The sequence below is a fragment of the Eubacterium sp. AB3007 genome, assembly GCF_000688015.1.
In the GTDB taxonomy this organism is placed as follows: domain Bacteria; phylum Bacillota; class Clostridia; order Peptostreptococcales; family Anaerovoracaceae; genus Aminicella.
This window is the reverse complement of the sequence record NZ_JIAD01000001.1, coordinates 1170775-1195317: the sequence shown is the minus strand read 5'-3', so window position 1 is coordinate 1195317 and position 24543 is coordinate 1170775. Positions and strand designations below refer to the sequence as shown.

Sequence of the window (24543 nt, the reverse complement as noted above, 5' to 3'; positions counted from 1 at the left end):
TTTCCCCTTTCCTTGTCAATCAGTTGAATTTCACGATCCTGCGGGCGAGGCGGTATCCGGCAACGATGAGACGGCGCCTTCCCGGCAAGGGCAGGCTCAGTGCGCGGCCCAGCGCGGTGGAGCGGATCTCACGGTCAAGCCTTGGATACAGCGTCGCCAGATCCTGCCAGATGGCAGATTCCTTGGCCATGGCATCCTGGCTGCCGTCTCGCAGAAGCAGAGTGGTGCAGATGGTGTACATCATGCTCAGGTAATGCAACATGTAGCGATGCAGTCGCTTGGGCAGGGGGGCTGTCCCGCAGGCTTCGTCACCTGCGCACTCTGGATCGGTGTACCTTGCCAGAAAATCGCGCATCATGCTGGTGACTCGAATCTGCTGATCGATCCGGCCGATCATTACCTTCTCGTTGACACTCTGATCCTCTCGTCCGATATAATAGTGGTAGAGATCCTCGTCCATGTAGTAGAGTCGCTCTACGAAGGGGAGTGGCTGAAAGACAAAGATGTTGTCCACATAGAAGGTGTGCTTAGGCAACTCCATTCTGCTCTTGCGCAGGATGTCGGTCCGATAGATAGCTGAGTGCATCAACAGGTACTGGGACTGGCGGAACCTGCCCACATCCTCCCACCCAAAGAGTTTCTCCACAGGGAAGACGTTCTTGTAGTTTACGGAGTAGCTGGTTCCGTCCTCTACATGCTCGTAAACATAGTTCGCTACCAGGAGATCCGGCAGAGTGCCACGTTTTTCGAACACCTTCAGTGCCACCAGGATCCTTTGCAGAGATTTCTCTCCCAGCCAATCGTCCGAATCGACCACCTTGTAGTAGAGGCCGGTGGCATGGCGAAGTCCCTGGTTGACGCCCTCGCCGTGACCGCCATTTGGCTGGTGGATCACACGAACGATGTCAGGGTATTTCTCTGCGTAGGAATCTGCGATCTCCCCGGTGCGGTCGGTGGAACCATCGTCGATGATGATGATCTCCACATCCTCTCCGCCGGTGAGAAGTGTGTCGAGGCACTTGTCCATGTACTCTTCTGAGTTGTAGCATGGCACAGCCAGTGTCATTAGTTTCATTTCTTTCCCTTCTCCTCAAAAACAAAAGCCAGACGCACAAAACAGACGTCCGGCTAAATAATCAATGTTCAACTGCGTGCAGGTGTTCCAGATAGGTTTCTGTAATCTGGTCTTTCACCCACAGAAGGAAGAACGCCAGTCCGCAGCCACAAAGCACATCCGCGATAGAATGTTGGTCGATGAACATGGTGGACAGACAGATCATGATCCCCCAGATGTTGACTGCGTGTTTCATCCAGCCGCGCAGTGCGCGGGAGCGACTTGCTACCAGCATTACAGCCACCGTGTTCGCTACATGGATGGATGGAAGCACGTTGGTGGAAGTGTCTGTCTCCCGGATCATTCGGATCAGATCCGTGCAAAAGCCCTCTGTGATCAGTGGTTGACGGAGTGCAACCTGTGTCGGGAAGACGGTATAGATGAACAGACATACTGTCATGCCTGTAAAGAGCAGGAAGCAAAGCTCGAAGTACCTGTCTTTCTCTGTAAGCAGGAAGAATAATACTGCCAGAGGCACCAGGAGAAACCAGCTCAGATAGGGAATCACGAACTCCGGAATGAAGGGCATGATCTCATCCGGCCAGAACTGAACGGTGTAATACCCGGACAGAGCCGGAACCTTCTCCAGGATCATAAAGCACGGGAAATAGAACAGTGCGTAAGCGACAGGTACCAGAAGAGGGTATTTCTTCGCAAGTGATATGAGTTTGTTGAGTATGCTATGCGTTTCCATAGAGTTCCTTTCTTATACAAGTCCATTCTTTACTATAACCTTTTTTTGATAGAATGTCAATATATCCAAGATGGTTCACCGAATCTTCACAAGTGGATGGTTTTCTGATAGAATAGAAATGATTCAAAGAAAGTAGGAGATTATATCATGAAATACGACTATCTGATCGTCGGATGCGGACTGTACGGGGCGGTATTCGCCAGACAGATGACCGACGCCGGAAAGACAGTGCTGGTAGTGGAGAAGCGTTCCCACATCGGTGGCAACGTGTATACGGAGGATGTGGAGGGAATCCAGGTCCACAGGTACGGAGCGCACATATTCCATACCAACGATAGGAAGGTCTGGGAGTATGTGAACCGCTTTGCGCGTTTCAACCGATTCACCAATGCACCGGTAGCGAACTTCAGGGGAGAGATCTACTCCCTCCCCTTCAACATGTATACCTTCAACAAGATGTGGGGTGTGGTGACTCCACAGGAGGCGGCGGAAGAGATCCGGCGTCAGCGAGAAGCAGCGGGAATAACAGAACCCCGGAACCTGGAAGAGCAGGCTATCTCACTGGTAGGGACGGACATTTATGAGAAACTTGTTCGCGGCTATACGCAGAAGCAGTGGGGACGGCCTTGTGACCAGCTGCCGGCATTCATTATCCGTCGTCTGCCGGTACGACTTACCTATGACAACAATTACTTCAATGCTTTGTTCCAGGGAATCCCAGAGGAAGGATACACCCATCTGGTGGAGCAGCTGCTGCAGGGGGTTGAGGTACGCCTGAACTGTGATTACCTGAAGGAGAAACTCTCCTTGGACGCGCTTGCGGACCGAATCGTCTACACTGGGCCACTGGATGCGTATTTTGGGTACACTCTGGGGCCTCTCGCCTATAGGTCGGTACGGTTTGAGACCAAGGTACTGGATATGGAGAATTTCCAGGGAAACGCGGTGGTGAATTACACCGACAGTGAGACGCCTTGGACCAGGATCATTGAACATAAGCACTTCGCCTTCGGGAATCAGGCGAAGACGGTTGTGAGCTGGGAATACCCGGAGGAATGGCAGCCTGGCGGGGAACCGTATTATCCCGTCAATGATCAGGCGAATATGGCTTTGTGCCAGGAGTATGAGAAACTGGCGCAGGCGGAACGTCACGTTCTCTTTGGAGGACGCCTGGGGCGCTACCGTTATTACGATATGGATGCAGTGATCGCAGCGGCACTGGCTGACGCAGAAGGAGAATTGAAATGAATCTTAAGGAAGCTGGATGGAGGGCGATCTACGAGAGACTGGTGGTCCTTTCACTGAACGAAGCCCTTACAGAGGCACTGAAAGAGTTTCCGGGCGCGGAAGAGGCAGACCATGCGGTCTGTTACGGATACGTAGACCACGAGTCGGGCCTGTTTTTGGAAGTGATGGCGGCTGCCAGGATGACGGAGGAGGGGATGGCTGTCTATCCTCCACACCCTGGGAAACGGTCCACGGTGGGCGCGGCGATGGTGGACGAACAGGAGATCTACATCTTTGATGATGAGGATGCAGGCGCACATCCGGAGTACGCAGAAAAGATTGCCCAGGCGCGGTTCCTTCCCGTGTCAGAGGGAGTGAGGCGCTCTCGGAACATGGAATTTCTGGATCATCTGCGGGATCAGATCTATGTGGATGACCTGAGGATCTACATGATAAAGGATGACATGGAGCCAGAGGTATGCTGGGTGCGGATCGAGGATCTGAACCGGGAGGAACACAATCTGACCGGCAGGTTGTTGGGAAGACCGAAGCATGATTTTGGTGTAGAGGCAGGGGATGTAATCACTTTCTATGTGCAGAAGCTGGAGGATGAGAAGATCATCTGTTGCGCGGACTTTGACCGTCCGGAGACCATCGTGAAGAGGCGTGCAGACGAGGCAGATCCGTTGCGAAGGGCGCTGGCGGATTTTGAGCACGATAAGACCTATGAGGGGATCAACCGAGTCATCGAAGCACTTCGGGAGAGGGATGTGTGGCTGCCGTGTAACACGGTCCTCAGCCAGGAGGAGCAGGCGAAGCTAGAGGCACTTCTGGATGAGTACGGAGAGGATGTAGAGAAACTGAACGAGTACATCATGTCCAGTGAGGGGGAAATCGAGTTGGTTCCGGATATCCTAAAGCATGAGGATGGATCCTTGTTTCTTCCGGTCTTCGTCTCCCCGGAGGACATGGGCTCATATGGAGACCGGTATTCCAAGGTGGAGAAACCTTTCCTGGAAGTACTGGATATGGTAGAGCATCATCAGGAGGATCTGGTGGGGGTCGTGATCAATCCGTTCACGGAGTCTATGATCATCGCGAAGGACCTGTTTGAGGCCGTGCGCCATGGGCTGGATGTTGCCTTGTCGGCGACGCTTCAGCAGAAACCCGCCAGCGACAAGCTGAGTTGAAGGTGAGGTATATATGAAGAATGTAGTCGTTCTCGGCGGTGGCACCGGGATCTCGAGTCTGCTGCGCGGGCTGAAAGAGTTTCCGGTGGATGTGACCGCGATCATTACAGTCAGCGACAACGGCAGCAGTACGGGAGCGCTGAAAGAAGAACTAAACATTCCGGCGGTAGGAGATGTAGGCAAGGTGATCATGGCCATGGCCAATGCGGACAAGGATATGGTGGACCTGCTGGGCTACCGGTTTTCTCATGGATCGTTGGAGAACCATCCGATTCGCAACATCCTCTTGGCGGCGCTGATTGACCTTCAGGGAGATCTGACGGAAGCGACCCAGTACCTGAGCAGATTGCTGGGGGTGCGCGGGACCATCTATCCTCTGACCGAAGAGAAGGTGGAACTGGTTGGCGTAGGCGGAGACAGAGAGTTCTATGGAGAAATGGAAGTTTCGGAGAACGTCAAGAAGATCCACCGGCTCACTTACGATCACGACATCACGGTACGCACGGAGATCACGGAGAAGATACGATCCGCGGATCTGATCATCCTCCCGCCAGGCAGTCTGTACACCAGCATCATTCCCCATCTGCTTTCGGATGATGTGGTGGAGGCGATCAGGGACAGCAAGGCCCCGGTGATGTATGTGGCGAACCTGGTGACACAGCCGGGGGAGACGGATGACCCCAGGCTGTCCCGCCACATTCGGGTGCTGAATCGTTTCCTGCGTTATCGTAAGGTGGATGTATGTATCGCCAACGATTCTCCGGTGGATCCTTTCGTGGTGAAGCGGTATCTGGACACCGAGGGCAAGAATATGCTGGTCATCGACCGGGACAAGGTAGAAGAGATGGGATGTCGGGTGATCTCCGGTGATGTGTTCCAGCTGGATGAGGAGGACAAAGTCCGCCACCACGCAGTGAAGACGGGCTACCTGGTGTTCTCATATATCATGAAGGTGTTGGAGTAAGGAGAAATAATATGTACGATTCACCGGAAATGAAGATCATCGCCCATATCGAGAGTGACTACGGTGAGAAGTTCGGGATCCCTCGGCAGGCGGGACTGACGAATGGGCTGGCTCGGATCGTGTTTGAACCGGAATTCCGGAGCGAGGACGCGGTGCGGGGGCTAGCGGAGTTCTCTCACCTTTGGATCATCTGGCAGTTTTCCGAAAACGTGGGCAAGCACTGGTCGCCGACCGTGCGGCCGCCCCGGCTTGGGGGTAACAGGCACGTGGGAGTATTCGCCACCCGCTCTCCGTTCCGCCCCAACCCCATCGGGCTTTCCTGCGTGCGCATTGAGAAGGTAGAACCGGGGCCGGTGATCTGGGTGCGGGGAGCCGACCTGATGGACGGCACACCCATCTACGACATCAAGCCTTATGTGCCCTATGCAGACTCACATCCGGAGGCGACGGGCAGTTTTACGGAGCGCACAAAGCAGCACGCGCTGGAGGTGGATTTCCCTGCGGCACTGTTGGAAAAGTTGCCGGAAAAGAAACGGTTGCCGCTGCTGGAGGCTTTGTCCCAGGACCCAAGACCTGGTTACCAGGAGGATCCGGAACGTGTATACGGGATGCGCTATGCGGAACACAACATCCGGTTTCGGGTGGCGGGCGATCTGCTGACAGTGGAGAGTGTAGAATAGAAATGGAAAACCCGCGGGAGACACTCCGCGGGTTTCTGTTTGCTCATTGGTATGTACTTAGCGTGTACATATGTGGGGACGGGTGAGACTTATTTTGCAGCCTTGGCTGCGTTGAATCTCTTGGTGATCTGGGAGACCTTGTGGTTAGCAGACTGCTTGGAGATGGTGTGCTTGCTGGCAGCCTTCTTCAGGGTCTTCTCAGCAGCAGTTCTCTTCTCAGCGGCAGCTTCCATGTCGCCCTCAACAACAGCCTGATCAAAAGCCTTCAGAGCCAGCTTGATGTTGTTCTTGATTCTTCTGTTCTGTGCTGTCTTGCGGTCGATTACCTTGATTCTTTTCTTTGCGGATTTAATGTTTGCCATGTAAATTTCACCCCACTTCTATCAATTTAGCTATAAATTCGCTAACGTTAAGTATACAACAGGAAAGGGGAGATTGCAAGTGGTTTTTGCCTGATGCTTTGTGGAAAAAGATCGCTCGGGGGTATTATAATGGTTTATATAAAAAAGTTAATGGTTATTAACCCAATTTTGTTGATATGAAATATATTATATGTTATATTTTTATTAGAGTCGATAAAGTGCTGAGGTGAGTCATTTGTTATGTGGATACAACGTTGGAAAACCGGGAAGGGGATCCGTTATCTCGTGGAAGGAGAGGCGGAGTATATCGGTCTCCAGAAAGAGAAAGAAGCGTGGTTGCGCATTCTGGGTATGTTGGCTGGACTTTTCCTGTGCTACGTTGCCATCCGAAATCACCAGTACTATATTATTATTCTCGGTGTAGCCGTGTTCCTGGCTTCTCTGATGTTCAAGGACATGGCGGTCACGGAGGAGGGGGTGGAGATCCGCTACCTGATGCCGGGCTGGCATATGGAAAACGCCTGGTCCTGGGAGGAAATCACCCATGTGCTGGTGGACTACAAGCAGGCGGCTCCCAATCTGGCCGTTCATATCGGCCGTGATACAGTTCACAGGATCGTGGTTCTCAATCATGCAGATGCCAGAGCCGTCAAGGAACTGGCTCTCCGGATGAACCCCAATATTCGGGTGGAAGACATGATGGACTGAATTTGCATCAGAGTGCAAATAATTTGGCGAAATAGAGCAAAAATAATTGCAATTTTTTTGATAATGCATTGACAATTGGTGAGGAATGAGTTAGAATTTGAACCGTTCGTAATTGCTTTCTATTATGAGAATTTGTTTTATGAAAGGTTTAGGAGGTTTACAGCAATGGAAAACAAGACATCTCGTCTTCCTCATCCTGTCCTTGCCCTGCTCCCGATCGTAGTTCTTCTGGTGATCATGATCACCAACTACGTGCTGGACTGGGGCCAGGATCCACACATCCCTGTGCTGATTGCGTGTGTCGTGGCAATGATCGTCGGAAGGATCAGTGGTCACACCTACAAGGAAATGCTGGCAGGCGGTCTGGCCGCCGTCAATCAGTCTCTGGAGGCTATCATCATCATCCTTTGTGTAGGGTGCCTGATCGGTTCTTTCGAGTGGTGCGGAAGCATCCCTGCCGTGGTATTCTATGGACTGAAGTGCATCAATCCGGGCTTCTTTCTGCCCCTGGCATGCATACTTTGTTCTATCGTAGGTATCGCACTTGGATCTGCCTGGACAGTAACCGCTACTCTGGGCATCGCATTCATGTCTATCGGTCAGACCATGGGATTGAACCCGGCGCTGGTTGCCGGCATGATCCTGTCTGGAGCGTGTACAGGAGACAAACTGTCCCCACTGTCCGACTCCACCAACCTGGCTGCAGGTGCATCGCAGACTGGTCTGTTTGACCATGTGCGTGCCATGATGACGACGACACTGCCGAGCCTGGCTATCGCCATCCTTCTCTTTGCGATCCTGTCGCTGAAGGGTTCTTCCAACTATGATCCTGAGGTGGCTAACTCACTGTCTGCGGCAATTACAGATCACTATCAGTATATGAGCCCTGTGCTGCTGATCCCCTTCATCGCCATCTTTGTGGTAGCGATCCTGAAGGTTCCGGCACTGCCTGGCATCCTGCTTCTGGCCTTCATCGGCGGCATTTTCGCCATGGTCTTCCAGGGGGCTAGCGTGAACGATCTGATCACCATGTGGCACTATGGCTACGAGGCTGAGACTGGCAATGAGCTCTGTGACAAACTGCTGAACAAGGGCGGTATGGACAGCATGCTCTGGACCAACAACCTGGTCATCATTGCCGTTGGCTTCGGCGGGATCCTGCAGACCATCGGTGCGGTGGAGGCGATTCTGGGTGGACTGATCCACCGTGTAAACAACGTATTCCAGCTGGTCCTGGTGACCATTCTGACAGGAATGTTCTGCATCACCACCATGTGCGACCAGTATCTGGGCCTGATCATCCCGTCCGCTATGTATAAGGACAAGTATGACGAGATGGGCCTTGGCAGAAATATGCTCTCCAGAACACTGGAGGATGGCGGCACACTGTGGTCACCACTTGTTCCCTGGTCCTCCTGTGGAGCGTACCATTCCAGCATTCTGGGTGTCAGCACCTTCGCATACCTGCCGTTCTGCTTCATGAATCTGATCAATCCGATCTTCGCGTTGGTCACCGTTGCTCTGAAGAGAAACATCTTCTATGCAGACGGTACTCGTATCAACCTCTTCGGCAGGCTGGTCAAGGGAGATGTGGCAGAGGCTCCGGCAGAAGCTCACGAGAAGGCCATGAAAGCACTGGAACGCATCCGTGCAGAGGAGGCCAAGTAATTTCCGCCTGGCGGAAGCCAATTAACTTCGCATGAAAGTGGCGTTTTCGCCTCTTCCGTGATAACAAGTACCGAAAGCAGAACCTTCATTCGGAGGTTCTGTTTTCGTTTTTGGGGTTTCTGGGGTCTCATTTTTCTTTGTGCGCCTGGCCGGAGTATTGGACTACAATGCATTGCCTTTCATTAAATATGTAGCAGCTTGCCGCACAGACCTGCCACAGAATCTCGTTCGGACCGGAACAGTGAAGTCCAGATGCATCTGTACAAAGATCTGCTGCGCACACAAAAATAGAAATAAAAAAAACACCGCAGAAACCGGATGTTCTGCGGTGTATTTGGTGAGAAAGAAGTTGTTAAGGGTTCGTGCTGTTGTCTGCCGCCATTTCTTTTCCACAGGAAGGGCAGTAAGCTGCGTTTTGTGAGACAGAGGCTCCGCAACCAGGGCAATTCTGCTGCAGGGCGGCTCCGCAGTCCGTGCAGTACGCCTGCTCCGCATCCTGCCAGGCGTCGCAGTTTTCACAACGGACCTTCAGGATGCTCCTGGCGATAAAGAAGGCGAGCAGCGCCAGGAGCCCTCCAAATATTCCCAGGATGGTCCAAAGGGTGCGGTTCATGCGAGAGAAGGTACTGGAGCGATAGAGGTAACAGACGATGGTGTACCAGACTACAAGTAACCAGAGGATCCCCAGGATGGTGGTAGCCAATATGACGATCTTGGTGACGATGGATATCTGATTGTTGTGAAGGATCATGGACAGGAAGTGTCCGTGATGACCGCCGCGTCCATCCATGCGTACTCCGTCAAATCCGCCTCCCATGTTGCCCATGCTACCCATGTTGCCGCCAGCTGTCTGCTGGTAACTGGCGACCTGTGCTATGGCTCCTGTAGTATTGGCGTCCTGGGAAGTGTTTCCGCTTTTGCTACTGTTATTACTATTGCCTGTATTGTTATCATTGTTGGCACCATTCTCAGGGGAGGCGCCGTTGCCTTCCTGTGTATCCGGTGTGCTGTTCTGGTCCGGAAGATGTTGTTTTCCGTCATTCCCGAATCGTCCGTGACCTCCGTAAGGCTGCGCGGTTCCCGGTGGTTGCCTTCCGGCGTTGTTTTCCTGTTCGATCTGTGTCGATCCACCCAGGGCATTCGCATCCACTGTGTGCAAGAGGATTGCCGATGCACCCCCTCCGATGATCAGGATACAAAGCCCTGCCGCCAGCAGGAGCCGGAATCGTTTCCCGTAGTCTACGGAGAGGATCCGTGATCTGAAATTCTTCATGTTGTCATTCTCCTTTCGTTTTTTTCAATCATAACAACTCTCCATAAACTGGATATGAAGGAAATATAAACAAAAGATAAACAATTGACGTTTTTGAAAGGCGTTGCTATAATCTCTTTTAGAGAATTCAGGAAAAAAACGAAAGAGGCTGAAACGTGGAAAAGACAATCATGAAACCGTCTGCGATGCTGAACCCCGTCCCTGTGGTGTTGGTATCCTGTGCAGATGACAGGGAAGAGAATCTCATTACTATCGCCTGGGCCGGCACCATTTGCTCAGACCCACCCATGGTGTCCATTTCTGTGCGAAAAGAGCGCCACTCCTACCATATCATCCGGGAGTCCGGCGAGTTTGTGATCAATCTGGTCACCGAGGACCTGGCAAAGGCTACGGATTTCTGCGGCGTTCGCTCCGGCAGAGATCTGGACAAGTTCGAGGTATGCGGTCTATCCAAGGTGCCGGGGGCAGTAGTTGCCGCGCCGCTGGTGGCGGAGTCACCGGTAAATCTGGAGTGCAAGGTGAAACAGATCATCGAGTGCGGCAGTCATGACGTGTTCCTGGCTGAGATCGTGAAGGTGCACGCGGACCAGGCTTTGTTCGATGAGGCAGGGAGGATCCGCCTGGACAAAGCCGGCCTGGTGGCATATTGTCATGGTGAGTATTTCGGTCTGAAGAAACAACCCCTGGGCAAGTTCGGGTACTCCGTCATGAAGCCGAAGACAAGGAAACGGATCAACCGGGAGCGCTATCAGGCCAAACATCAGAAGAAATAAGCCAAGAAACTAGTCCGGATGGCCGGACTAGTTTCTTGTTATGGGCAGAGCACCAGCTCCAGCAGGAACACCGTGACGCAGCAGGCGGCAGCTACCTTGAAGAGACTGGCACCGCGCCAGGCCACCAGAACGCCAACCAACAGGGCGGCAGCGCCTGCCAGCTGGGACTGTGTTGCCTGCATGATGGCGGGAAAGGTCATCACTGCCAATGTCACGTAAGGAACATAGTACAGAAAAGACTGAAAGAACCGGTTCTCGATTGGCCGGCGGATCAGCGTCAACGGGAGCACCCGGCACAGGTAGGTGGCCAGTGCCATGACCGCGATGTAGATATAAATATAGATCGTTTCACTCACGGGAGGCCTCCTCTCTGGTAATGGCGGTGGTGTTGGATGTGTCCGCTGTGTCCGCCGCGCCTTCCACTTCGTGCCGCGCCGGGAAGAGAACCGCGGCAATCGCAGATATGGCCACCGTAAGGATGATGGTTCGATTTCCCGCAGACAGATCCCGGATCCAGGGAAGGATGGTAGCTGCATAACTGGTGCCAAAACTGATGGCGACAAAGATTCCCACGATCTTATCGCGGCGGGATGGCGGGATGATTACCGCCAGGAACATGCCAAAGAGAGCTACGCTGAGGGCGCTGACCAGGCGTAGCGGAAGAAGATTTCCCATGGTGATCCCAAGGGCGATGCCACAGGACCACATGGGAGCTGCCGTTACCAGCGCGCCCAGTGGATAGAAGGGGTTGACGTACCCCGGGCGTGCGATGGTGATCCCAAAGATCTCATCCGTGATGGCCACTCCACAAAGCATACGCTTGTATAGCGGTGTCCCCTGGGGTAGTCGCTGGTTCAGGGCGAATCCCATCAGCAGATAGCGTGCGTTGGTGATGACCGTCATGATTGCCAGCTGCAGCAGCGTGGCGTTGGCCGCATACAGTGTGTAGCCGATGAACTGGCCCGCCGATGCATAGGTGGTGATACTGGATAGGAATCCCTGGAAAGCGTTGAAGCCACAGTCTCTGGCAGTAATACCCAGAGAAAAGGCGACAGCGAAGTATCCGATCCCGATGGGGATCCCATCATGCATTCCATGCAAAAAGATTTTTTTGTTTGTTTCCATCGATAATTATTGTGTCCTTTTCAAATTCTCCGCATTCCAATATACCACTGCTTCGGAAGTGTGTCAAAGGGGACGGTTCTTTTTGACACATTGTGTCAAAAAGAACCGTCCCCTTTGACACACTCCGTGGTATACTGTAGTGGAGGAGGAAATCATTATGGATGCAAGACTGAAAGAAATCATCGAGACTAGTGAGAATATCGTGTTCTTTGGCGGCGCGGGCGTGTCCACAGAGAGCGGGATTCCTGACTTCCGTTCAGAAAAAGGACTGTACCATGCACAGCAGGTGTACGGGTATTCCCCGGAGACCATGTTGTCCCATTCGTTCTACACACGGAACACCAAACTTTTCTTCCAGTATTATAAAGAAAATCTCATTCACCGGGAAGCACAGCCCAATGAGGCTCACAAGACCTTGGCCAGACTGGAGGATATGGGTAAACTGAAGGCAGTGGTGACGCAGAACATCGATGGACTTCATCAGAAGGCCGGCTCCAAGGCCGTCTATGAGCTTCACGGAAGCGTGCTCCGCAACTACTGTGAGAGGTGTGGCAAGGCTTACGATCTGGACTACATCATGGATGAGGCAAACTGCAAGGATGGTGTGCCTGTTTGCAACTGCGGAGGTACCATCAAACCAGACGTGGTCCTCTACGAGGAGGCGCTGGATGATGCATGCGTGAACGGTGCGGTACGGGCCATCTCCGAGGCAGATACGCTGATCATCGGGGGAACTTCCCTGGTGGTCTATCCGGCAGCAGGGCTGATCAACTATTTCCACGGCAACCACCTGGTTCTGATCAACAAGGATGCGACAGCGTACGATAACCGGGCTGATCTGGTGATCAACGACTCCATCGGAAAGGTGATGGCATGGGAGTAGACAGAAACAGCCGCCGGCTGAATGTGCTGGTGGTGAACGACGACGGTATTCATTCCGAAGGATTGCGTCAGTTGACCCAGGCTTTGAGCAAGGTGGCCAGCGTATATGTATGTGCGCCGGATACCCAGAGAAGTGGCGCCAGTCAGTCCCTGACCCTGACGGACCGCATCTACATTAACGAAGCGGTGTATCCCGGCGCAGAGGGGGCGCTGATGGTGACCGGAACTCCTACCGACTGCACCAAGGTCGGTCTGCAATTTTTTGGAGAGAGGGGGATATCGTTCGATCTGATCTACAGCGGTGTCAACCTGGGTAGCAACCTGGGTTGCGACACCTTGTACTCTGGCACAGTGGGAGCAGCCATGGAAGGTGCACTCAGCGGAGTGCGGAGCATCGCTTTGTCGCTGGACTCGCACAAAGCCACGGACTTCACTGTCGCATGCGAACTGGCGGTGGATGTAATCGATATGGCCATGGAGAAGATCGGACCGGATACCATTCTGAATATCAACGTGCCCTACATCCCCAGGGCCGAGATCAAGGGGATCCGAACCTGCGCACTGGGTGGGCGTTATTACTCGGACGGTTTTGTGGAGCAGCCAGGAGGCGGGTACGAGTTGGAAGGATACCCGGCTCCTGAAGAGGATGAAAGCCTGCGACTCGATATGGCGGCGCTGGGCGCCGGCTATGTGACCATCACCCCCATGCACTGCGACTACACTCAGTTTGATAAGATGGAGACGGTGGAAGCATTTGGTTTAAAATTAAGAACATAATTGATGCTACAATTAGGTTGATTTTTAGTCAGGCGTGTAGTAGAATGAAACTGACATAAATTTCACAATTACTGTCACTTATTTTGCCGATTGGCAATTACTAATAAGGAGGTACACATAAAATGAAAGACGTAGTAATCGTAGGTGCTGCTAGAACAGCTATCGGAACTTTCGGTGGAGCTCTGAAGGACGTACCGGCTCGCAAGCTGGGTGCAGTCGTTATCAAGGAAGCCCTGAACAGAGCAGGCGTCAAGCCTGAGCAGGTAGACGAGGTCATCATGGGTGATGTTCTCCAGGGTGGACTTGGTCAGAACGTGGCAAGACAGATGTCTCTGGATGCTGGTCTTCCGGTAGAAGTACCTGCCATGACTATTAACAAGGTCTGCGGTTCCGGTCTGAGAGCAGTTGAACTGGCAGCACAGATCATCAAGGCGGGCGACGCTGATATCATCGTTGCCGGTGGTGCTGAGAATATGTCCGCTACATCCTATGCGCTGCCCAAGGCTAGATGGGGAGCCAGAATGTTCAATACTCCGGCTGTTGATATGATGGTTAACGACGGTCTGTGGGATGTATTCAATAACTACCACATGGGAATCACCGCTGAGAACGTAGCTGAGCAGTGGGGCCTGACCAGAGAAGAACTGGACGAGTTTGCTCTGGCATCCCAGCAGAAGGCAGAAGCAGCTATCAAGGGCGGTAAGTTCAAGGATGAGATCGTTCCTGTCGAGGTCCCTCAGAGAAAGGGTGATCCCATCATCTTCGATACTGATGAGCATCCTAAGTTTGGATCCACCATGGAGAAGATGGCTAAGCTGAAGCCGGCATTCAAGAAGGACGGCGGTGTTGTCACAGCAGCGAACGCTTCCGGAATCAATGATTCTGGCGCTGCAGTGGTCGTAATGTCCGCAGAGAAGGCTGAGGAACTCGGCCTGAAGCCGCTGGTGAAGATCGTAAGCTATGCTTCTGGCGGTGTTGATCCTTCCATCATGGGCGTTGGTCCTGTACCGGCAACTCAGAAGGCTCTGGAGAAGGCTGACCTGACCATCGCTGATCTGGACCTGTATGAGGCTAATGAGGCATTCGCAGCACAGTCTCTGGCAGTTGGCAAGGAGCTGGGATTCGATCCTGAGAAGCTGAACGTCAACGGTGGAGCTATCGCTCTGGGACACCCGATCGGAGCTTCCGGCTGCAGAATTCTCGTCACCTTGATCTACGAGATGCTGAAGAGAGAAGACGCCAAGAAGGGTCTGGCTACTCTGTGCATCGGCGGCGGAATGGGAACTGCTGTCATCGTTGAGAAGTGCTAGTACTTTTCACAACTGAATAAGACTTTTGGAAGAGGCCGGCGCATTGACGCCGGCCTCTTTTGGTAGAGTAGCAGAACACGGCGAAATATGATATAATGGTCAACAGAAGCATACTAAGGAGAGGGTAGACTACAGAATGAACGGATATAAGAAGGATTACCACCTGGAGAAGCGTTTTTTTCTGCACCGTGATCTGCGGGAGATGCTCAGGTGGTGTGCGGAGGCTTACAGCGATCGTATTGCCTTCATTACCAAACTGAAGGGGAAAGCTCTGGCGAGGATTCCTGAGGAGAGCAGGAAGGATGCGGGCGCGGCAGCGTCCTGTGTCGCCGCGCCCGCCGATGGCGCTATGTATGTGACCACTACATATGCCGATCTGTTTGCGCAGATGGGCTGGCTCGGCAGTGCCCTGACTGCACGTGGTATGGCAGGGCAGAAGACCGGTGTGATCGGAGAGAACAGCTATCGCTGGGTGCTGTCCTACGTGACGGTGGCTTGCGGCGTTGGTGTTACGGTGCCTTTGGACAAGATGCTCCAGAAGGAGGAACTGATCAGTTGCATCAACAGGGCGGACCTTCGGTGCCTGTTTTACGACAAGAAGCACGAGGGACTGGTGAGGGAGATCGCTGAGTCCGGAGAGACAAACATACGGTTATATGTATTGATGGATCCATTCGCCGGCGAGGAGATGCTCCCGGCGCTCGAGGAAGGCTTTGTGACTGAGGAGGCGTTGCTGGAAGAAGGCAGAGCGCTGGTGGAGGCGGGAGCACGGGATTACCTGGACGCAGAGATCGATCCGGATGCCATGTCCTTCCTGCTGTTCACTTCGGGTACCACATCCCAGTCCAAGGCGGTCATGCTTTCCCACAGGAACCTGATGAGCTGCAACTTCGGCATGAACTGCGAGGAACTCTTCTTCCCGGAGGACATCAACATGATGATCCTACCACTTCATCACATCTATGGGTTCTCGGGATTGTTGACCTTCCTGTCCCAGGGGCTGACCAACTGCTTCTGCGATGGACTGAAGTATATCGCAAAGAATATGCAGGAGTACGGGGTGTCGGTGATCATGAGTGTGCCTCTGCTACTGGAGAACATGTACAAGAAAATCAACAAGGCCATCGAGAAGCAGGGCGCCCAGCGGAAGGTGGCGGTCGCCAGAAGGCTTTGTGCGGCAGCAGATCGAGTGCATATCAACCTGCGGAAGAGACTTTTCAGGAGCATCATCGACCAGATGGGCGGCCGAATGCGGTTCTTCATCAATGGAGCAGCGGCGCTGGATCCAGAGGTGCAGAAGGGACTCAACGAGTTCGGGATCCTGACGGTGCAGGGTTACGGTCTGACGGAGACCTCGCCTACCATTGCCAGCGAGACATATCGCTACCTGCGTCCCGGGAGCACAGGAAAACTCATGCCTAACGTGGAGGCGAGGATCGATGATCCGGATGAGCACGGGGTTGGAGAACTGGTGGTCCGGGGAGAGAATGTGATGCTGGGTTACTACAACGATCCGGAAGCCACGGCAGAGGTCATGGAGGGCGACTGGTTCCATACCGGCGACCTGGCTCGTATCGACAGCGACGGATACGTGTTCATCTGTGGCCGCAAGAAGAACGTGATCGTCATGAAGAACGGGAAGAACGTATTTCCTGAGGAGATCGAGAATGTGCTGAACATGCTCCCCTACGTATCGGAAAGTATGCTGTTCACCCGGCACAAAGCCAACGATCTGGTGCTCTGGGCGAAGGTCGTCGTCGATGGAGAGTATATGAGGGAGCACGGATGCTCCCTGGAGGAACTCTCGCAGCGGCTGGACCAGGATATGGAGGAGATCAACCGAGAGTTGCCTGCATACAAGATGGTGAAACACTGGTTCCTCTCGGAGCAGCCCACCATCAAGACCACCACACAGAAGACAAGACGCCACGACGAGATCCGCCAGATCGAGGAGGAAATGGCGTCGAAGGGACTGGCATGATTGCCCCCAAAGAGGGCTTTCGCAATAGATTCTAAGGAGGTTTTATATGTTATATTTTGGAGCTATCATCAAATTGATCTTGCTGATCATCGTGGTATTGCTGCTGGTTAGCTGCGTGCGCATCGTGCCACAGGCACACACCTACATCACGGAATTCCTTGGGAAGTACTACTCCACCTGGGAGGCGGGGCTGCACTTCAAGATTCCTGTCTTGCAGAGGGTTTCCCGGAAGATCTCGCTGAAGGAGCAGGTACTGGACTTTCCACCTCAGCCTGTGATCACCAAGGACAATGTATCTATGGATATCGATGCGGTCATCTTTGCCAAGGTGTTCGATCCAAAACTGTACACCTACGGGGTGGAGGATCCCATTCGTGGTCTGCAGAACCTGTCCGCCACCACGCTGCGTAATATCATCGGTGAGCTGGAGTTGGATCAGACACTGACCTCCCGTGACCAGATCAACGCTCAGATGAAGACTATACTGGACGATGCCACAGATCCCTGGGGGCTGACGGTCACCCGCGTGGAACTGAAGAACATTCAGCCTCCTTCGGAGATTGAGGAAGTCATGACCAAGCAGATGCGTGCTGAGCGTGAACGCCGGCAGACGGTGCTGGAGGCGCAGGCCCATAAGGAGGCTGTGGTCGCTCGTGCCACCGGTGATAAGGAAGCAAAGGTCCTGGCAGCGCAGGCGGAGCGAGAAGCCAAGATCGCGCTGGCACAGGGTGAAGCGGAGTCGATCCGCCTTGTCTACGAGGCGCAGGCGCAGGGTCTGGAAATGCTGAAGGATGCCAATATCAATGAGTCCGTGCTTCGGTTGAAGGGGCTGGATGCACTTCGCGATGTGGCCGATGGCCGTGCCACCAAGATCTACATGCCTTCTGACATCGCTTCGGCGGTGGCTGCCCTCGGTGTTGCCAGCGAGTCGCTGGGGATCGGGGATGCGACACCGGTGGACAAAGCCCCCAAGGCGCCGTCCGTCCCGGATCCGGATCCACTGCTGAAACCATCCAACTCTATGGAGAGCGCAGCGGCCTCTGCCTGTGCCCAGCGGGTCAAGAAAGAAGTGGAGACCGAAAAAGTAAACCATTAGTATGTTGCAGCTGCGGGCGCCCATGGTCTATGTTGGGCGCCCGCTTGTCATACTGTACTTTCAGGATATCAAATAGTGGGGGCTTCAAGGGAATCAATACAGTTGAATAATGATCGTTAAAATGAGCAAAAATAGTGTAGAACGACTCGTTGCAGACGAGTTGATACGTTTGGTCAGGGCAGTGGGGCTGGAACTATATAGGGATGAAGAGGGATTGGCGCTGGAAGGCGACGGAATGGTCGTTCGGGCGGATTTTGGCGAGATGCTGCCACGCCTTCGTCCACAAAATCTGCAGCGAGAGTTGCTGGTGCGGGCATGCAGAATCAAGCCCGCACAGTTGGAGGCTGCTGAACGGAGGAACAGGGCTCACAATGGAACTTCCCCCTCTGCCTATGGCCCGCGCCCCATTCGGGTGCTGGATGCCACTGCCGGGCTGGGGGAGGATTCTCTGCTGTTGGCGGCAGCAGGGTTTCAGGTGACTATGTACGAGAGTGATCCTGTGATTGCGGCACTGCTGGGGGATGGTGTACGCCGTGCTGCCGGACATCCGGCGCTTGCAGAGATCGTTTCCAGGATGGACGTGGTAGAAGGGGACAGTGTCGCGGCTATGCGGGCGATCGGTGACGAGCCCATGACTGCATCTGCACCACCAGATGTGATCTACCTGGATCCCATGTTCCCGGAACGGCAAAAGAGTGGAAAGATCAAAAAAAAGTTTCAGTTGCTACAGAGGCTGGAGAGTCCCTGCGCTGATGAAGAGGATTTGTTGGCGGCGGCCATTGCCGCGAAGCCGATCCGCATCGTGATCAAGCGACCCCTGAAAGGGCCTGCTCTGGCAGGTAGAAAACCCAGCTTTGTCCTGAAGGGGAAATCAATCCGGTACGACTGTATCGTACTTTAACGGAAGAAGTATCCTCGTTCTTTCGTAATGGAGCGGTTGCCTGAAACCCCGACAACGGTTGCCTAAATTTAAAAAAACGGCGTTTCTGTCTCCTATGTACGTAGCAAAAGGCCTTGGGATACTGTTTTCCTTTGAAAAACGTTTTTTGGTATCCAGGTAACCATTATGAAGCAAAATGGGAACAAGAACCGAGTAATATTGATTTTTGGAAACGGTTGGCGTGTTTACACGCATCCAGTGAACCTAGTAGACAAACGGTACAAATTGTGTTAAAATTGTATTCGGTTTTATCACGTTATATTTATTTTGAAAAGTTAACGGAGGTTTTGTTATGCAGGCAATCGATAGTGTGATCCTAAAGATCGGCGATTTCCTTTACCAGCCATGGTTCGTTCCACTGCTGCTGTTAGCAGGCGGGCTTTATTTTACCGGCAGAAGCGGTCTTATGCAGGTGAAGTTTTTCCGGGAAAGCATCCGGGTGGTCATGGAAAAACCGAAGAATGAGAACGGTATCAGTTCCTTTGGAGCTCTGATGGTTTCCACGGCATCCCGTGTCGGAACCGGAAACATCATTGGTGTAGCCACAGCCATTGTGAGTGGTGGTCCCGGGGCGATCTTCTGGATGTGGGTGACCGCTTTCATCGGTGGTGCTACAGCGTTCGTGGAGTCCACATTGGCGCAGGTCTACAAGAGAAAGAACCCGGACGGATCCAGCTACGGTGGACCGGCCTACTACATGAGAGATGCGCTGGGCCAGAGATGGCTGGGTGTGCTGTTTTCCATCTTCATCATCCTGACGTATGCGGTTGGATACAATATGCTGGCGGCGTATAACCTACAGTCTACGTTCGCGGTGTTCAGTTTCTACAAGGAAGGTACCACACCAGCGATCATCGGCATCATTCTGGCGGTGCTGTTCGGTATCATCGTTATCGGTGGTGCCAGGAGACTGGTGCATGTTACCGGCGTCATGGTGCCTGTTATGGGTGTAATGTACGTGCTGATAGCTGTGCTGGTACTGATTCTGAACATCACAAATATTCCGCACATGTTCGTGCTTATCTTCAAGAGTGCCTTTGATTTCAAGGCGATCTTCGGTGGATTCGCCGGTTCCTGTATCATGTACGGTATCAAGAGAGGCCTGTACTCCAATGAGGCTGGTATGGGTTCCGCTCCGAATGCGGCGGCTACTGCGGATGTATCTCATCCGGTCAAGCAGGGTCTGGTGCAGATGCTGTCCGTGTTCATCGATACATTGCTGATCTGTTCTGCTACCGCCCTGATGTGCCTGTGCACCAACGTAGTGCCTAAGGATTTCCTGAACGCGGATGGTACGGCAGATGCGGCAGGCTATGTACAGAGTTCCATCGGCTCCACCTTGGGAGGGTTCGGTCCGGTATTCCTGGCAGTGGCTATGTCTATGTTCGCCTTTACCACGCTGATCGGTAACTACTCCTACTGCGAGGGCTGTCTGCGGTTCATCCTGAATAGAGAAGCAAGCCCGACTGGACTTCTGGTGTTCCGACTGGCTGCCACCGCTCTGGTGTTCGTAGGGGCTGTCGCAAGTGCCGGTCTTGTATGGCATACTGCGGATTTGATGCAGGCTCTGATGGTAGTCACTAACGTACCGTCTATCCTGATCCTTGGAGGTATCGCCATCAAGTGTTTGAGAGATTATCAGAAGCAGAAGGAGGAAGGAAAGAATCCGGAGTTCCATGCAACCGATATCGGGCTGAAAGAAAAAACCGATTTCTGGAGATAACGACAGCAATAGACCCCGTATCCTCACATCGAGAATACGGGGTCTTTGATTCCGATTTCTGTTGTCGATCAGTACGCCGTGATCCTGTGATCTACGGCGTATTTTACATAGTCGAACAGCTTGCGAGTGTTGGACCAACGGGCGGATTCTGAGCCAGCGCCAAGAACTACAGTGATGTAGGTCTTTCCCTTGTAGTGAAAGGCCCCGGCGAAACAATAGCCTGCCCGTTTTTCCGTGCCCGTTTTCATGCCGATGCACCCTTTCTGCCCCAGGAGCTCGTTGGTAGTAGTGAGGGCGTAGCGGCCCTTCCGGGTCTTGATTGTTTTGCTTTTCTTTTTCATGGCCTTGCGTACAGGTGCCATGCGGCCATTCGTCATGATAAACCTGGCCAGGAGCGCTTGATCATAGGCCGTGGAATAGTTGCCGCTCCTTTGCTTTTTTCCTACATCCAGACCATGTGCGTTCTTGTATTCTGTCCGGTACATTCCAAGCGCGCGGGCGCGTCGGTTCATCTTTCGGACGAACGCCTTCCGGGAACCGGAGACAGCCTTGCCTGCGCCATCTGCTACCTCGTTGGCGCTGACCAGCATCATGGCATAGAGCGCTTTTTTTGCGCTCATGGAGTCCTTGGGCTTGAACCCGTATTGCCATGGACGGACCTCCTTGATGGAGGATTTCCTGATCTTGACCTTGGAGGAGAGCTTCTTGTTTTCGACCAGAAGGACAGCCGTCATCAGCTTGGTCAGAGAGGCGACCTTGCGCTTCTTGTCCATCTTGAAATCGTAAAGGATCTCACCGGAAGCGGCTGGCATAGCCACCGCGGTCTTGCAACTCAGAAACTTGTTGTGCAACGTGGTGGTGGTCTCTGCAGCTTCTGCCGGTGTCAGATTGCCTGAGTTGGAAGCGTCCGCGGCGGGGACCAGGATCTTCCACCTGGATTCCGCGTGAGCCTTCCAGTTGTCCGGGTACTTGATCGTCACCTTGGATTGCTGGTCGTTCGATGTGAGGAAGGTCTTCTTCAGGAGCCACTGCCTGTTGTCCTCGTCGTAGAGATAAAGCTCCACTGGTCGCCCATAGGCGGGAGAGATGGTGACGGTGTCCGAGGCAGTGTGTTTGTAGTTCTCGGTGATGCTCCCATTGACTCCCGTGATAGAAGACTTTGTGTCGGCATCCGCGTGAGCTGCGGTGGCACAAAGCAAAACGACCAGAGTCAGAAGCAGAAGGACCCGACGTGTACGATTACGTATGATCATGGTGCAATATCCTTTCATGTGGTTGAACGGTGTCGCCTCCGGCCAGGTAAAGCGAACGTTACAGGACTGCGTGTCCAACTGTCTGGCCCATACGCACGGGCGTCTCCCTGCCAGCAGCGGAGGCTTCCATCAGGGGGGGCTCAATGACAGCTCGGCCTGCTTGCAGAAGGACTATGATGGTGGATCCTCCATAGAGGAAACAGCCTTTTTCCTGGCCGCGCTGGAATCGGGTGATGGGGTGGTTGACGATCTTTCCCACCAGCAGGGCGCCGACTTCCATCTGGATGGCACGTCCAAACCTCTCTGTGTTCAGAACTGCGTATTCCCGGGTGTTTTCGGTGAATACGGGAACGTTTCGCAGGGCGATGGGACGCACCGTGTGAAGACGCCCCGGGATCCTGCGAGTGGAGACACAGGTGCCGCCATCGAAGAAGGCATACCGATGGTAGTTGTCCACACACAGTCTGTATACCAGGCACATTCCGCCGGAAAACTCCGCCGCCAGGGCAGGATCATCCAACAGAGTGGAGAGATCATAGTGGGATTGCTTGACAGGCAGGATCGTCTCTCCTTCGATGGGGATACAAGTCAGTAGCCCATCGCAGGGGGCTGCCAGTGTCGATGGGTCTGCAGCAAAGGGGCGCCGATCTGCCTCGCGAAGGTGGCGGGAGAAAAACGCATTAAAAGAAGGAAAGGGGCCTGGCTCGTAGTCTGCCATATCGATGTGATTTCGCCGGATGAATCCGGGAACCAACCGTCTGGACAGTGGGCCGTCCAGAAAACGACCGCAGGCGGCAGACAGTCCGGGGGTAGTCAGGACGCGCAGAAGGAGGCGTCCAGGAACGGTTTCGTACAGAAACTTCAGACCAGTATCAGCCATGACAGAGATCCTTTCTGCGGCACAGCCGCGGGGATGTGGAAAGCGGGCGCCTGCAAGCGCCCGCGATTGATTCTAAGGTGTGAACGGCGCCCATCCTACAGGACGTTGATGGCGTCGTGGAAGTAGCCCAAGACGAAAGCCTCGATGGCGCCGATGGCAACCAGGACCAGAACCATTCGGAAAGAAGGCTTGGGGATCTTTATGGGAACGATGAAGCACACGCCGACGATGAACATGACCAGGAAATACACAGGGGTCAGATCGATGACGATGATGTACTGGAGCAGCATGACAAAAGGGAAGATCAGGGCGGCACCGGTGACAGGCAGCCCTTCGTAATACTTGCGCACTCCACCTTCCTTTCGGCTGCGTTCCTCCTCCGTTACGTTGAAATAAGCCAGGCGGATCAGTGCTGCCATGGCGTAGAAGATGATCACTGCCAGGATAAGAACCGTCATCCAGGATTCCTTGCCCCAGTCTGTGATCAGATGGGGGATCCCGTCCAGCTTGGGGTAATTCCAGAGCATGGAGTCGCCGATACAGGCGGGAAGGACCCCGAAGGCGACGATATCCGCCAGAGAATCGATCTGGATGCCATAGTTCTTCTCCAGATCGGAACGGTTTTTCTTGGTGCGTGCCACCTTGCCGTCAAAGGCATCGCAACAGCCACAGATCATCAGGAAGAAGACCCCGAGGAACGGATGCCCGTTGCCGTGCAGAGATGTAAAGATCCCTGTGATGGCAGAGATCAGTGACAGATATGTCAATACTACTGTATAATTGTAAACACCTATCATATATGACTCCTTCAGGTATGGTTCAGGTCTCAGAAGCTCGCCGGCGCAGATAGCCTCCGGCGATGATCAGCAGACAGATGACTACGCAAAAGTAGAAGCTGATACCGCGACTGAGAAGCTCCAGATGTGCCGCCATGTTGCGAGGCATGAGCATGGAGAAGCCGGACAACATCAGATAGTCCACGACCCCCATGGCACCAGGGATAGGAATGCAATTTGACCCAATGACCGCAAAACTCTGCAAGGCGAAGATCTGGAAAAACATTGCGGGGTTTCCGCCGATACATACGAATATACAGGAGGAAACCGCGATCTGGCATGCCCGTTGCGCCAGATTATAGAAGAAGGCGTTCCGGAGCAGGGCTTTGTCTCCCAGGAAGAGGGCGGCGCATTCGCCGTAGTTCTTCACGAGCCGATCCAGCCGTTGGATGAGCCGGTCTGGCTTTCGGAGGAGATGCAGCTTATGAAACAGGAGGATCAGAGCCCCACCGATGGCCTTGATCCAGTCGCCTTTGCGCAGAAGAAGAAGGAATCCTGCCATGAGTCCGGTCAGGGCCACGTAGCCGATGAGGATCAGGACCTTGCAGGGCAGGTTGAACTGCAGGAACAGTCCCGGGCACAAAACCATGCAGACTATTCCGATCAGTACGATGGCAGCGTTATACATGGCCAGGTTCAGGACCAGCGCTGCACTGCTCAGGTAGAAGGGCAGCCCGTCTTTCTTCATGAAGTACAGGGAAGCGGGTTGTCCGCCTGTGGCCGAGGGCGTGATCGCAGAAAAGTAGACGTCCGCAGCGGCGTAGAGAAAGCCATGCAGCTGGGTCATGCCAGCGCCTGCTTCTATTCGGTTGACGATACAGCGCAGAGCTGCGCCTTCGAAGAACACATATCCGAACATCCCAAGAATGGCTAGCACAAGAAAACACGGGTCGCCGCCACGGATCATGGCCCACAGGGAGGCGAGGGAGATCTCGCCGGATTCCTGGATGACTGTATAGATCGTGCAGACAGCGATGACCGCGGAAACGATAGCCCAGAGGATTTTTCTGTTAAGTTTCAGTCCTTCGGTTTCCTTTTTCATCCAGATAATAATACCATAGAAATTACTCTTTCGCAATACGCCGTT

General features: G+C 53.6%; 24 protein-coding genes. 14 read left to right on the top strand and 10 right to left on the bottom strand.

Annotation, left to right across the window (positions count from 1 at the left end):
* Positions 1-19 precede the first annotated feature (19 nt).
* Entirely contained in the window at positions 20-1075 is a 1056-nt protein-coding gene (locus tag P156_RS0105890) for a glycosyltransferase family 2 protein (RefSeq protein WP_027869330.1), read from the bottom strand.
* 61 nt (positions 1076-1136) lie between these two features.
* The gene (locus tag P156_RS11780; protein WP_051600714.1) at positions 1137-1808 is read right to left on the bottom strand and encodes a phosphatase PAP2 family protein; all 672 of its coding nucleotides are present in this window, start codon (positions 1806-1808) and stop codon (positions 1137-1139) included.
* Positions 1809-1955: 147 nt separating this feature from the next.
* Here P156_RS11780 and glf point away from each other — a divergent pair, with 147 nt between their 5' ends.
* From glf to tsaA, 4 genes are read left to right on the top strand one after another with little or no spacing between them, the layout of a single operon-like run.
* Positions 1956-3056: a UDP-galactopyranose mutase gene (gene glf, locus P156_RS0105880; RefSeq protein ID WP_081818468.1), complete on the top strand. Its 1101-nt coding sequence runs from the start codon at positions 1956-1958 to the stop codon at positions 3054-3056.
* The gene (locus P156_RS0105875; RefSeq protein WP_027869328.1) at positions 3053-4225 is read left to right on the top strand and encodes an SseB family protein; all 1173 of its coding nucleotides are present in this window, start codon (positions 3053-3055) and stop codon (positions 4223-4225) included. Before glf ends, P156_RS0105875 begins: the two co-directional genes overlap by 4 nt.
* A 13-nt stretch (positions 4226-4238) precedes the next feature.
* The gene (gene yvcK, locus P156_RS11775; protein ID WP_051600713.1) at positions 4239-5189 is read left to right on the top strand and encodes a gluconeogenesis factor YvcK family protein; all 951 of its coding nucleotides are present in this window, start codon (positions 4239-4241) and stop codon (positions 5187-5189) included.
* 11 nt (positions 5190-5200) lie between these two features.
* On the top strand, positions 5201-5869 hold the full coding sequence (gene tsaA / locus P156_RS0105865; protein ID WP_027869327.1) for a tRNA (N6-threonylcarbamoyladenosine(37)-N6)-methyltransferase TrmO: 669 nt from the start codon (positions 5201-5203) through the stop codon (positions 5867-5869).
* Positions 5870-5958: 89 nt separating this feature from the next.
* On the opposite strand, the gene rpsT is transcribed toward tsaA, so the two are convergent.
* On the bottom strand, positions 5959-6231 hold the full coding sequence (gene rpsT / locus P156_RS0105860; protein WP_027869326.1) for a 30S ribosomal protein S20: 273 nt from the start codon (positions 6229-6231) through the stop codon (positions 5959-5961).
* 240 nt (positions 6232-6471) lie between these two features.
* Between rpsT and P156_RS0105855 the strand changes: the two genes are divergently transcribed.
* Entirely contained in the window at positions 6472-6939 is a 468-nt protein-coding gene (locus P156_RS0105855; RefSeq protein WP_027869325.1) for a hypothetical protein, read from the top strand.
* Positions 6940-7104: 165 nt separating this feature from the next.
* The gene (gene nhaC, locus P156_RS0105850; protein ID WP_027869324.1) at positions 7105-8607 is read left to right on the top strand and encodes a Na+/H+ antiporter NhaC; all 1503 of its coding nucleotides are present in this window, start codon (positions 7105-7107) and stop codon (positions 8605-8607) included.
* Positions 8608-8959: 352 nt separating this feature from the next.
* Here nhaC and P156_RS12795 read toward each other — a convergent pair whose 3' ends face one another.
* Positions 8960-9880, bottom strand: a complete 921-nt coding sequence (locus tag P156_RS12795) for a zinc ribbon domain-containing protein (protein ID WP_051600711.1) — start codon at positions 9878-9880, stop codon at positions 8960-8962.
* A 155-nt stretch (positions 9881-10035) separates the two neighbouring features.
* Here P156_RS12795 and P156_RS0105835 point away from each other — a divergent pair, with 155 nt between their 5' ends.
* Entirely contained in the window at positions 10036-10653 is a 618-nt protein-coding gene (locus P156_RS0105835; RefSeq protein WP_027869322.1) for a flavin reductase family protein, read from the top strand.
* A gap of 38 nt (positions 10654-10691) precedes the next feature.
* On the opposite strand, the gene P156_RS13310 is transcribed toward P156_RS0105835, so the two are convergent.
* On the bottom strand, positions 10692-11009 hold the full coding sequence (locus tag P156_RS13310) for an AzlD domain-containing protein (RefSeq protein ID WP_027869321.1): 318 nt from the start codon (positions 11007-11009) through the stop codon (positions 10692-10694).
* Complete coding sequence (locus P156_RS11765; protein WP_242838700.1) at positions 11002-11745, bottom strand: AzlC family ABC transporter permease; 744 nt, start codon at positions 11743-11745, stop codon at positions 11002-11004. The genes P156_RS13310 and P156_RS11765 overlap by 8 nt, the downstream gene beginning before the upstream one ends.
* A gap of 190 nt (positions 11746-11935) precedes the next feature.
* Here P156_RS11765 and P156_RS0105820 point away from each other — a divergent pair, with 190 nt between their 5' ends.
* From P156_RS0105820 to P156_RS0105790, 7 genes are all read left to right on the top strand, one after another.
* Complete coding sequence (locus P156_RS0105820) at positions 11936-12661, top strand: NAD-dependent protein deacylase (protein ID WP_027869320.1); 726 nt, start codon at positions 11936-11938, stop codon at positions 12659-12661.
* Positions 12652-13437 carry a 5'/3'-nucleotidase SurE gene (gene surE / locus P156_RS0105815; RefSeq protein WP_034802302.1) on the top strand — a complete coding sequence of 262 codons (786 nt, stop codon included), beginning with the start codon at positions 12652-12654 and terminating at the stop codon, positions 13435-13437. The genes P156_RS0105820 and surE overlap by 10 nt, the downstream gene beginning before the upstream one ends.
* 122 nt (positions 13438-13559) lie before the next feature.
* Positions 13560-14747: an acetyl-CoA C-acetyltransferase gene (locus tag P156_RS0105810; protein WP_027869318.1), complete on the top strand. Its 1188-nt coding sequence runs from the start codon at positions 13560-13562 to the stop codon at positions 14745-14747.
* Positions 14748-14883: 136 nt separating this feature from the next.
* Complete coding sequence (locus P156_RS0105805; RefSeq protein ID WP_027869317.1) at positions 14884-16728, top strand: AMP-binding protein; 1845 nt, start codon at positions 14884-14886, stop codon at positions 16726-16728.
* A 46-nt stretch (positions 16729-16774) separates the two neighbouring features.
* A complete protein-coding gene (locus P156_RS11760; protein ID WP_081818466.1) occupies positions 16775-17824 on the top strand; it encodes an SPFH domain-containing protein in 1050 nt (349 codons plus the stop codon).
* A gap of 121 nt (positions 17825-17945) precedes the next feature.
* A complete protein-coding gene (locus tag P156_RS0105795; RefSeq protein WP_027869316.1) occupies positions 17946-18725 on the top strand; it encodes a class I SAM-dependent methyltransferase in 780 nt (259 codons plus the stop codon).
* Positions 18726-19056: 331 nt separating this feature from the next.
* Complete coding sequence (locus tag P156_RS0105790; protein ID WP_051600708.1) at positions 19057-20487, top strand: sodium:alanine symporter family protein; 1431 nt, start codon at positions 19057-19059, stop codon at positions 20485-20487.
* A gap of 68 nt (positions 20488-20555) precedes the next feature.
* Here P156_RS0105790 and P156_RS0105785 read toward each other — a convergent pair whose 3' ends face one another.
* The 4 genes from P156_RS0105785 to P156_RS0105770 form a co-directional block, all read right to left on the bottom strand.
* Entirely contained in the window at positions 20556-21758 is a 1203-nt protein-coding gene (locus tag P156_RS0105785) for a D-alanyl-D-alanine carboxypeptidase family protein (protein WP_027869314.1), read from the bottom strand.
* 40 nt (positions 21759-21798) lie between these two features.
* The gene (locus P156_RS0105780) at positions 21799-22620 is read right to left on the bottom strand and encodes a phosphatidylserine decarboxylase (protein WP_034802300.1); all 822 of its coding nucleotides are present in this window, start codon (positions 22618-22620) and stop codon (positions 21799-21801) included.
* A gap of 95 nt (positions 22621-22715) precedes the next feature.
* Complete coding sequence (locus tag P156_RS0105775) at positions 22716-23417, bottom strand: phosphatidylcholine/phosphatidylserine synthase (protein WP_027869312.1); 702 nt, start codon at positions 23415-23417, stop codon at positions 22716-22718.
* Positions 23418-23439: 22 nt separating this feature from the next.
* Positions 23440-24498: a lysylphosphatidylglycerol synthase transmembrane domain-containing protein gene (locus tag P156_RS0105770; RefSeq protein ID WP_027869311.1), complete on the bottom strand. Its 1059-nt coding sequence runs from the start codon at positions 24496-24498 to the stop codon at positions 23440-23442.
* Positions 24499-24543: the final 45 nt, after the last annotated feature.

Coding starts and splice junctions, on each gene's coding strand:
- surE (WP_034802302.1), top strand. CDS start 12,652: ATGGGAGTAGACAGAAACAGCCGCCGGCTGAATGTGCTGGTGGTGAAC.
- nhaC (WP_027869324.1), top strand. CDS start 7,105: ATGGAAAACAAGACATCTCGTCTTCCTCATCCTGTCCTTGCCCTGCTC.
- P156_RS0105780 (WP_034802300.1), bottom strand. CDS start 22,620: ATGGCTGATACTGGTCTGAAGTTTCTGTACGAAACCGTTCCTGGACGC.
- P156_RS12795 (WP_051600711.1), bottom strand. CDS start 9,880: ATGAAGAATTTCAGATCACGGATCCTCTCCGTAGACTACGGGAAACGA.
- P156_RS11780 (WP_051600714.1), bottom strand. CDS start 1,808: ATGGAAACGCATAGCATACTCAACAAACTCATATCACTTGCGAAGAAA.
- P156_RS0105805 (WP_027869317.1), top strand. CDS start 14,884: ATGAACGGATATAAGAAGGATTACCACCTGGAGAAGCGTTTTTTTCTG.
- glf (WP_081818468.1), top strand. CDS start 1,956: ATGAAATACGACTATCTGATCGTCGGATGCGGACTGTACGGGGCGGTA.
- P156_RS0105875 (WP_027869328.1), top strand. CDS start 3,053: ATGAATCTTAAGGAAGCTGGATGGAGGGCGATCTACGAGAGACTGGTG.
- P156_RS0105770 (WP_027869311.1), bottom strand. CDS start 24,498: ATGAAAAAGGAAACCGAAGGACTGAAACTTAACAGAAAAATCCTCTGG.
- P156_RS0105855 (WP_027869325.1), top strand. CDS start 6,472: ATGTGGATACAACGTTGGAAAACCGGGAAGGGGATCCGTTATCTCGTG.
- yvcK (WP_051600713.1), top strand. CDS start 4,239: ATGAAGAATGTAGTCGTTCTCGGCGGTGGCACCGGGATCTCGAGTCTG.
- P156_RS0105810 (WP_027869318.1), top strand. CDS start 13,560: ATGAAAGACGTAGTAATCGTAGGTGCTGCTAGAACAGCTATCGGAACT.
- P156_RS0105795 (WP_027869316.1), top strand. CDS start 17,946: ATGAGCAAAAATAGTGTAGAACGACTCGTTGCAGACGAGTTGATACGT.
- P156_RS0105785 (WP_027869314.1), bottom strand. CDS start 21,758: ATGAAAGGATATTGCACCATGATCATACGTAATCGTACACGTCGGGTC.
- P156_RS0105790 (WP_051600708.1), top strand. CDS start 19,057: ATGCAGGCAATCGATAGTGTGATCCTAAAGATCGGCGATTTCCTTTAC.
- P156_RS11760 (WP_081818466.1), top strand. CDS start 16,775: ATGTTATATTTTGGAGCTATCATCAAATTGATCTTGCTGATCATCGTG.
- P156_RS11765 (WP_242838700.1), bottom strand. CDS start 11,745: ATGCATGATGGGATCCCCATCGGGATCGGATACTTCGCTGTCGCCTTT.
- P156_RS0105775 (WP_027869312.1), bottom strand. CDS start 23,417: ATGATAGGTGTTTACAATTATACAGTAGTATTGACATATCTGTCACTG.
- P156_RS0105820 (WP_027869320.1), top strand. CDS start 11,936: ATGGATGCAAGACTGAAAGAAATCATCGAGACTAGTGAGAATATCGTG.
- tsaA (WP_027869327.1), top strand. CDS start 5,201: ATGTACGATTCACCGGAAATGAAGATCATCGCCCATATCGAGAGTGAC.
- rpsT (WP_027869326.1), bottom strand. CDS start 6,231: ATGGCAAACATTAAATCCGCAAAGAAAAGAATCAAGGTAATCGACCGC.
- P156_RS0105890 (WP_027869330.1), bottom strand. CDS start 1,075: ATGAAACTAATGACACTGGCTGTGCCATGCTACAACTCAGAAGAGTAC.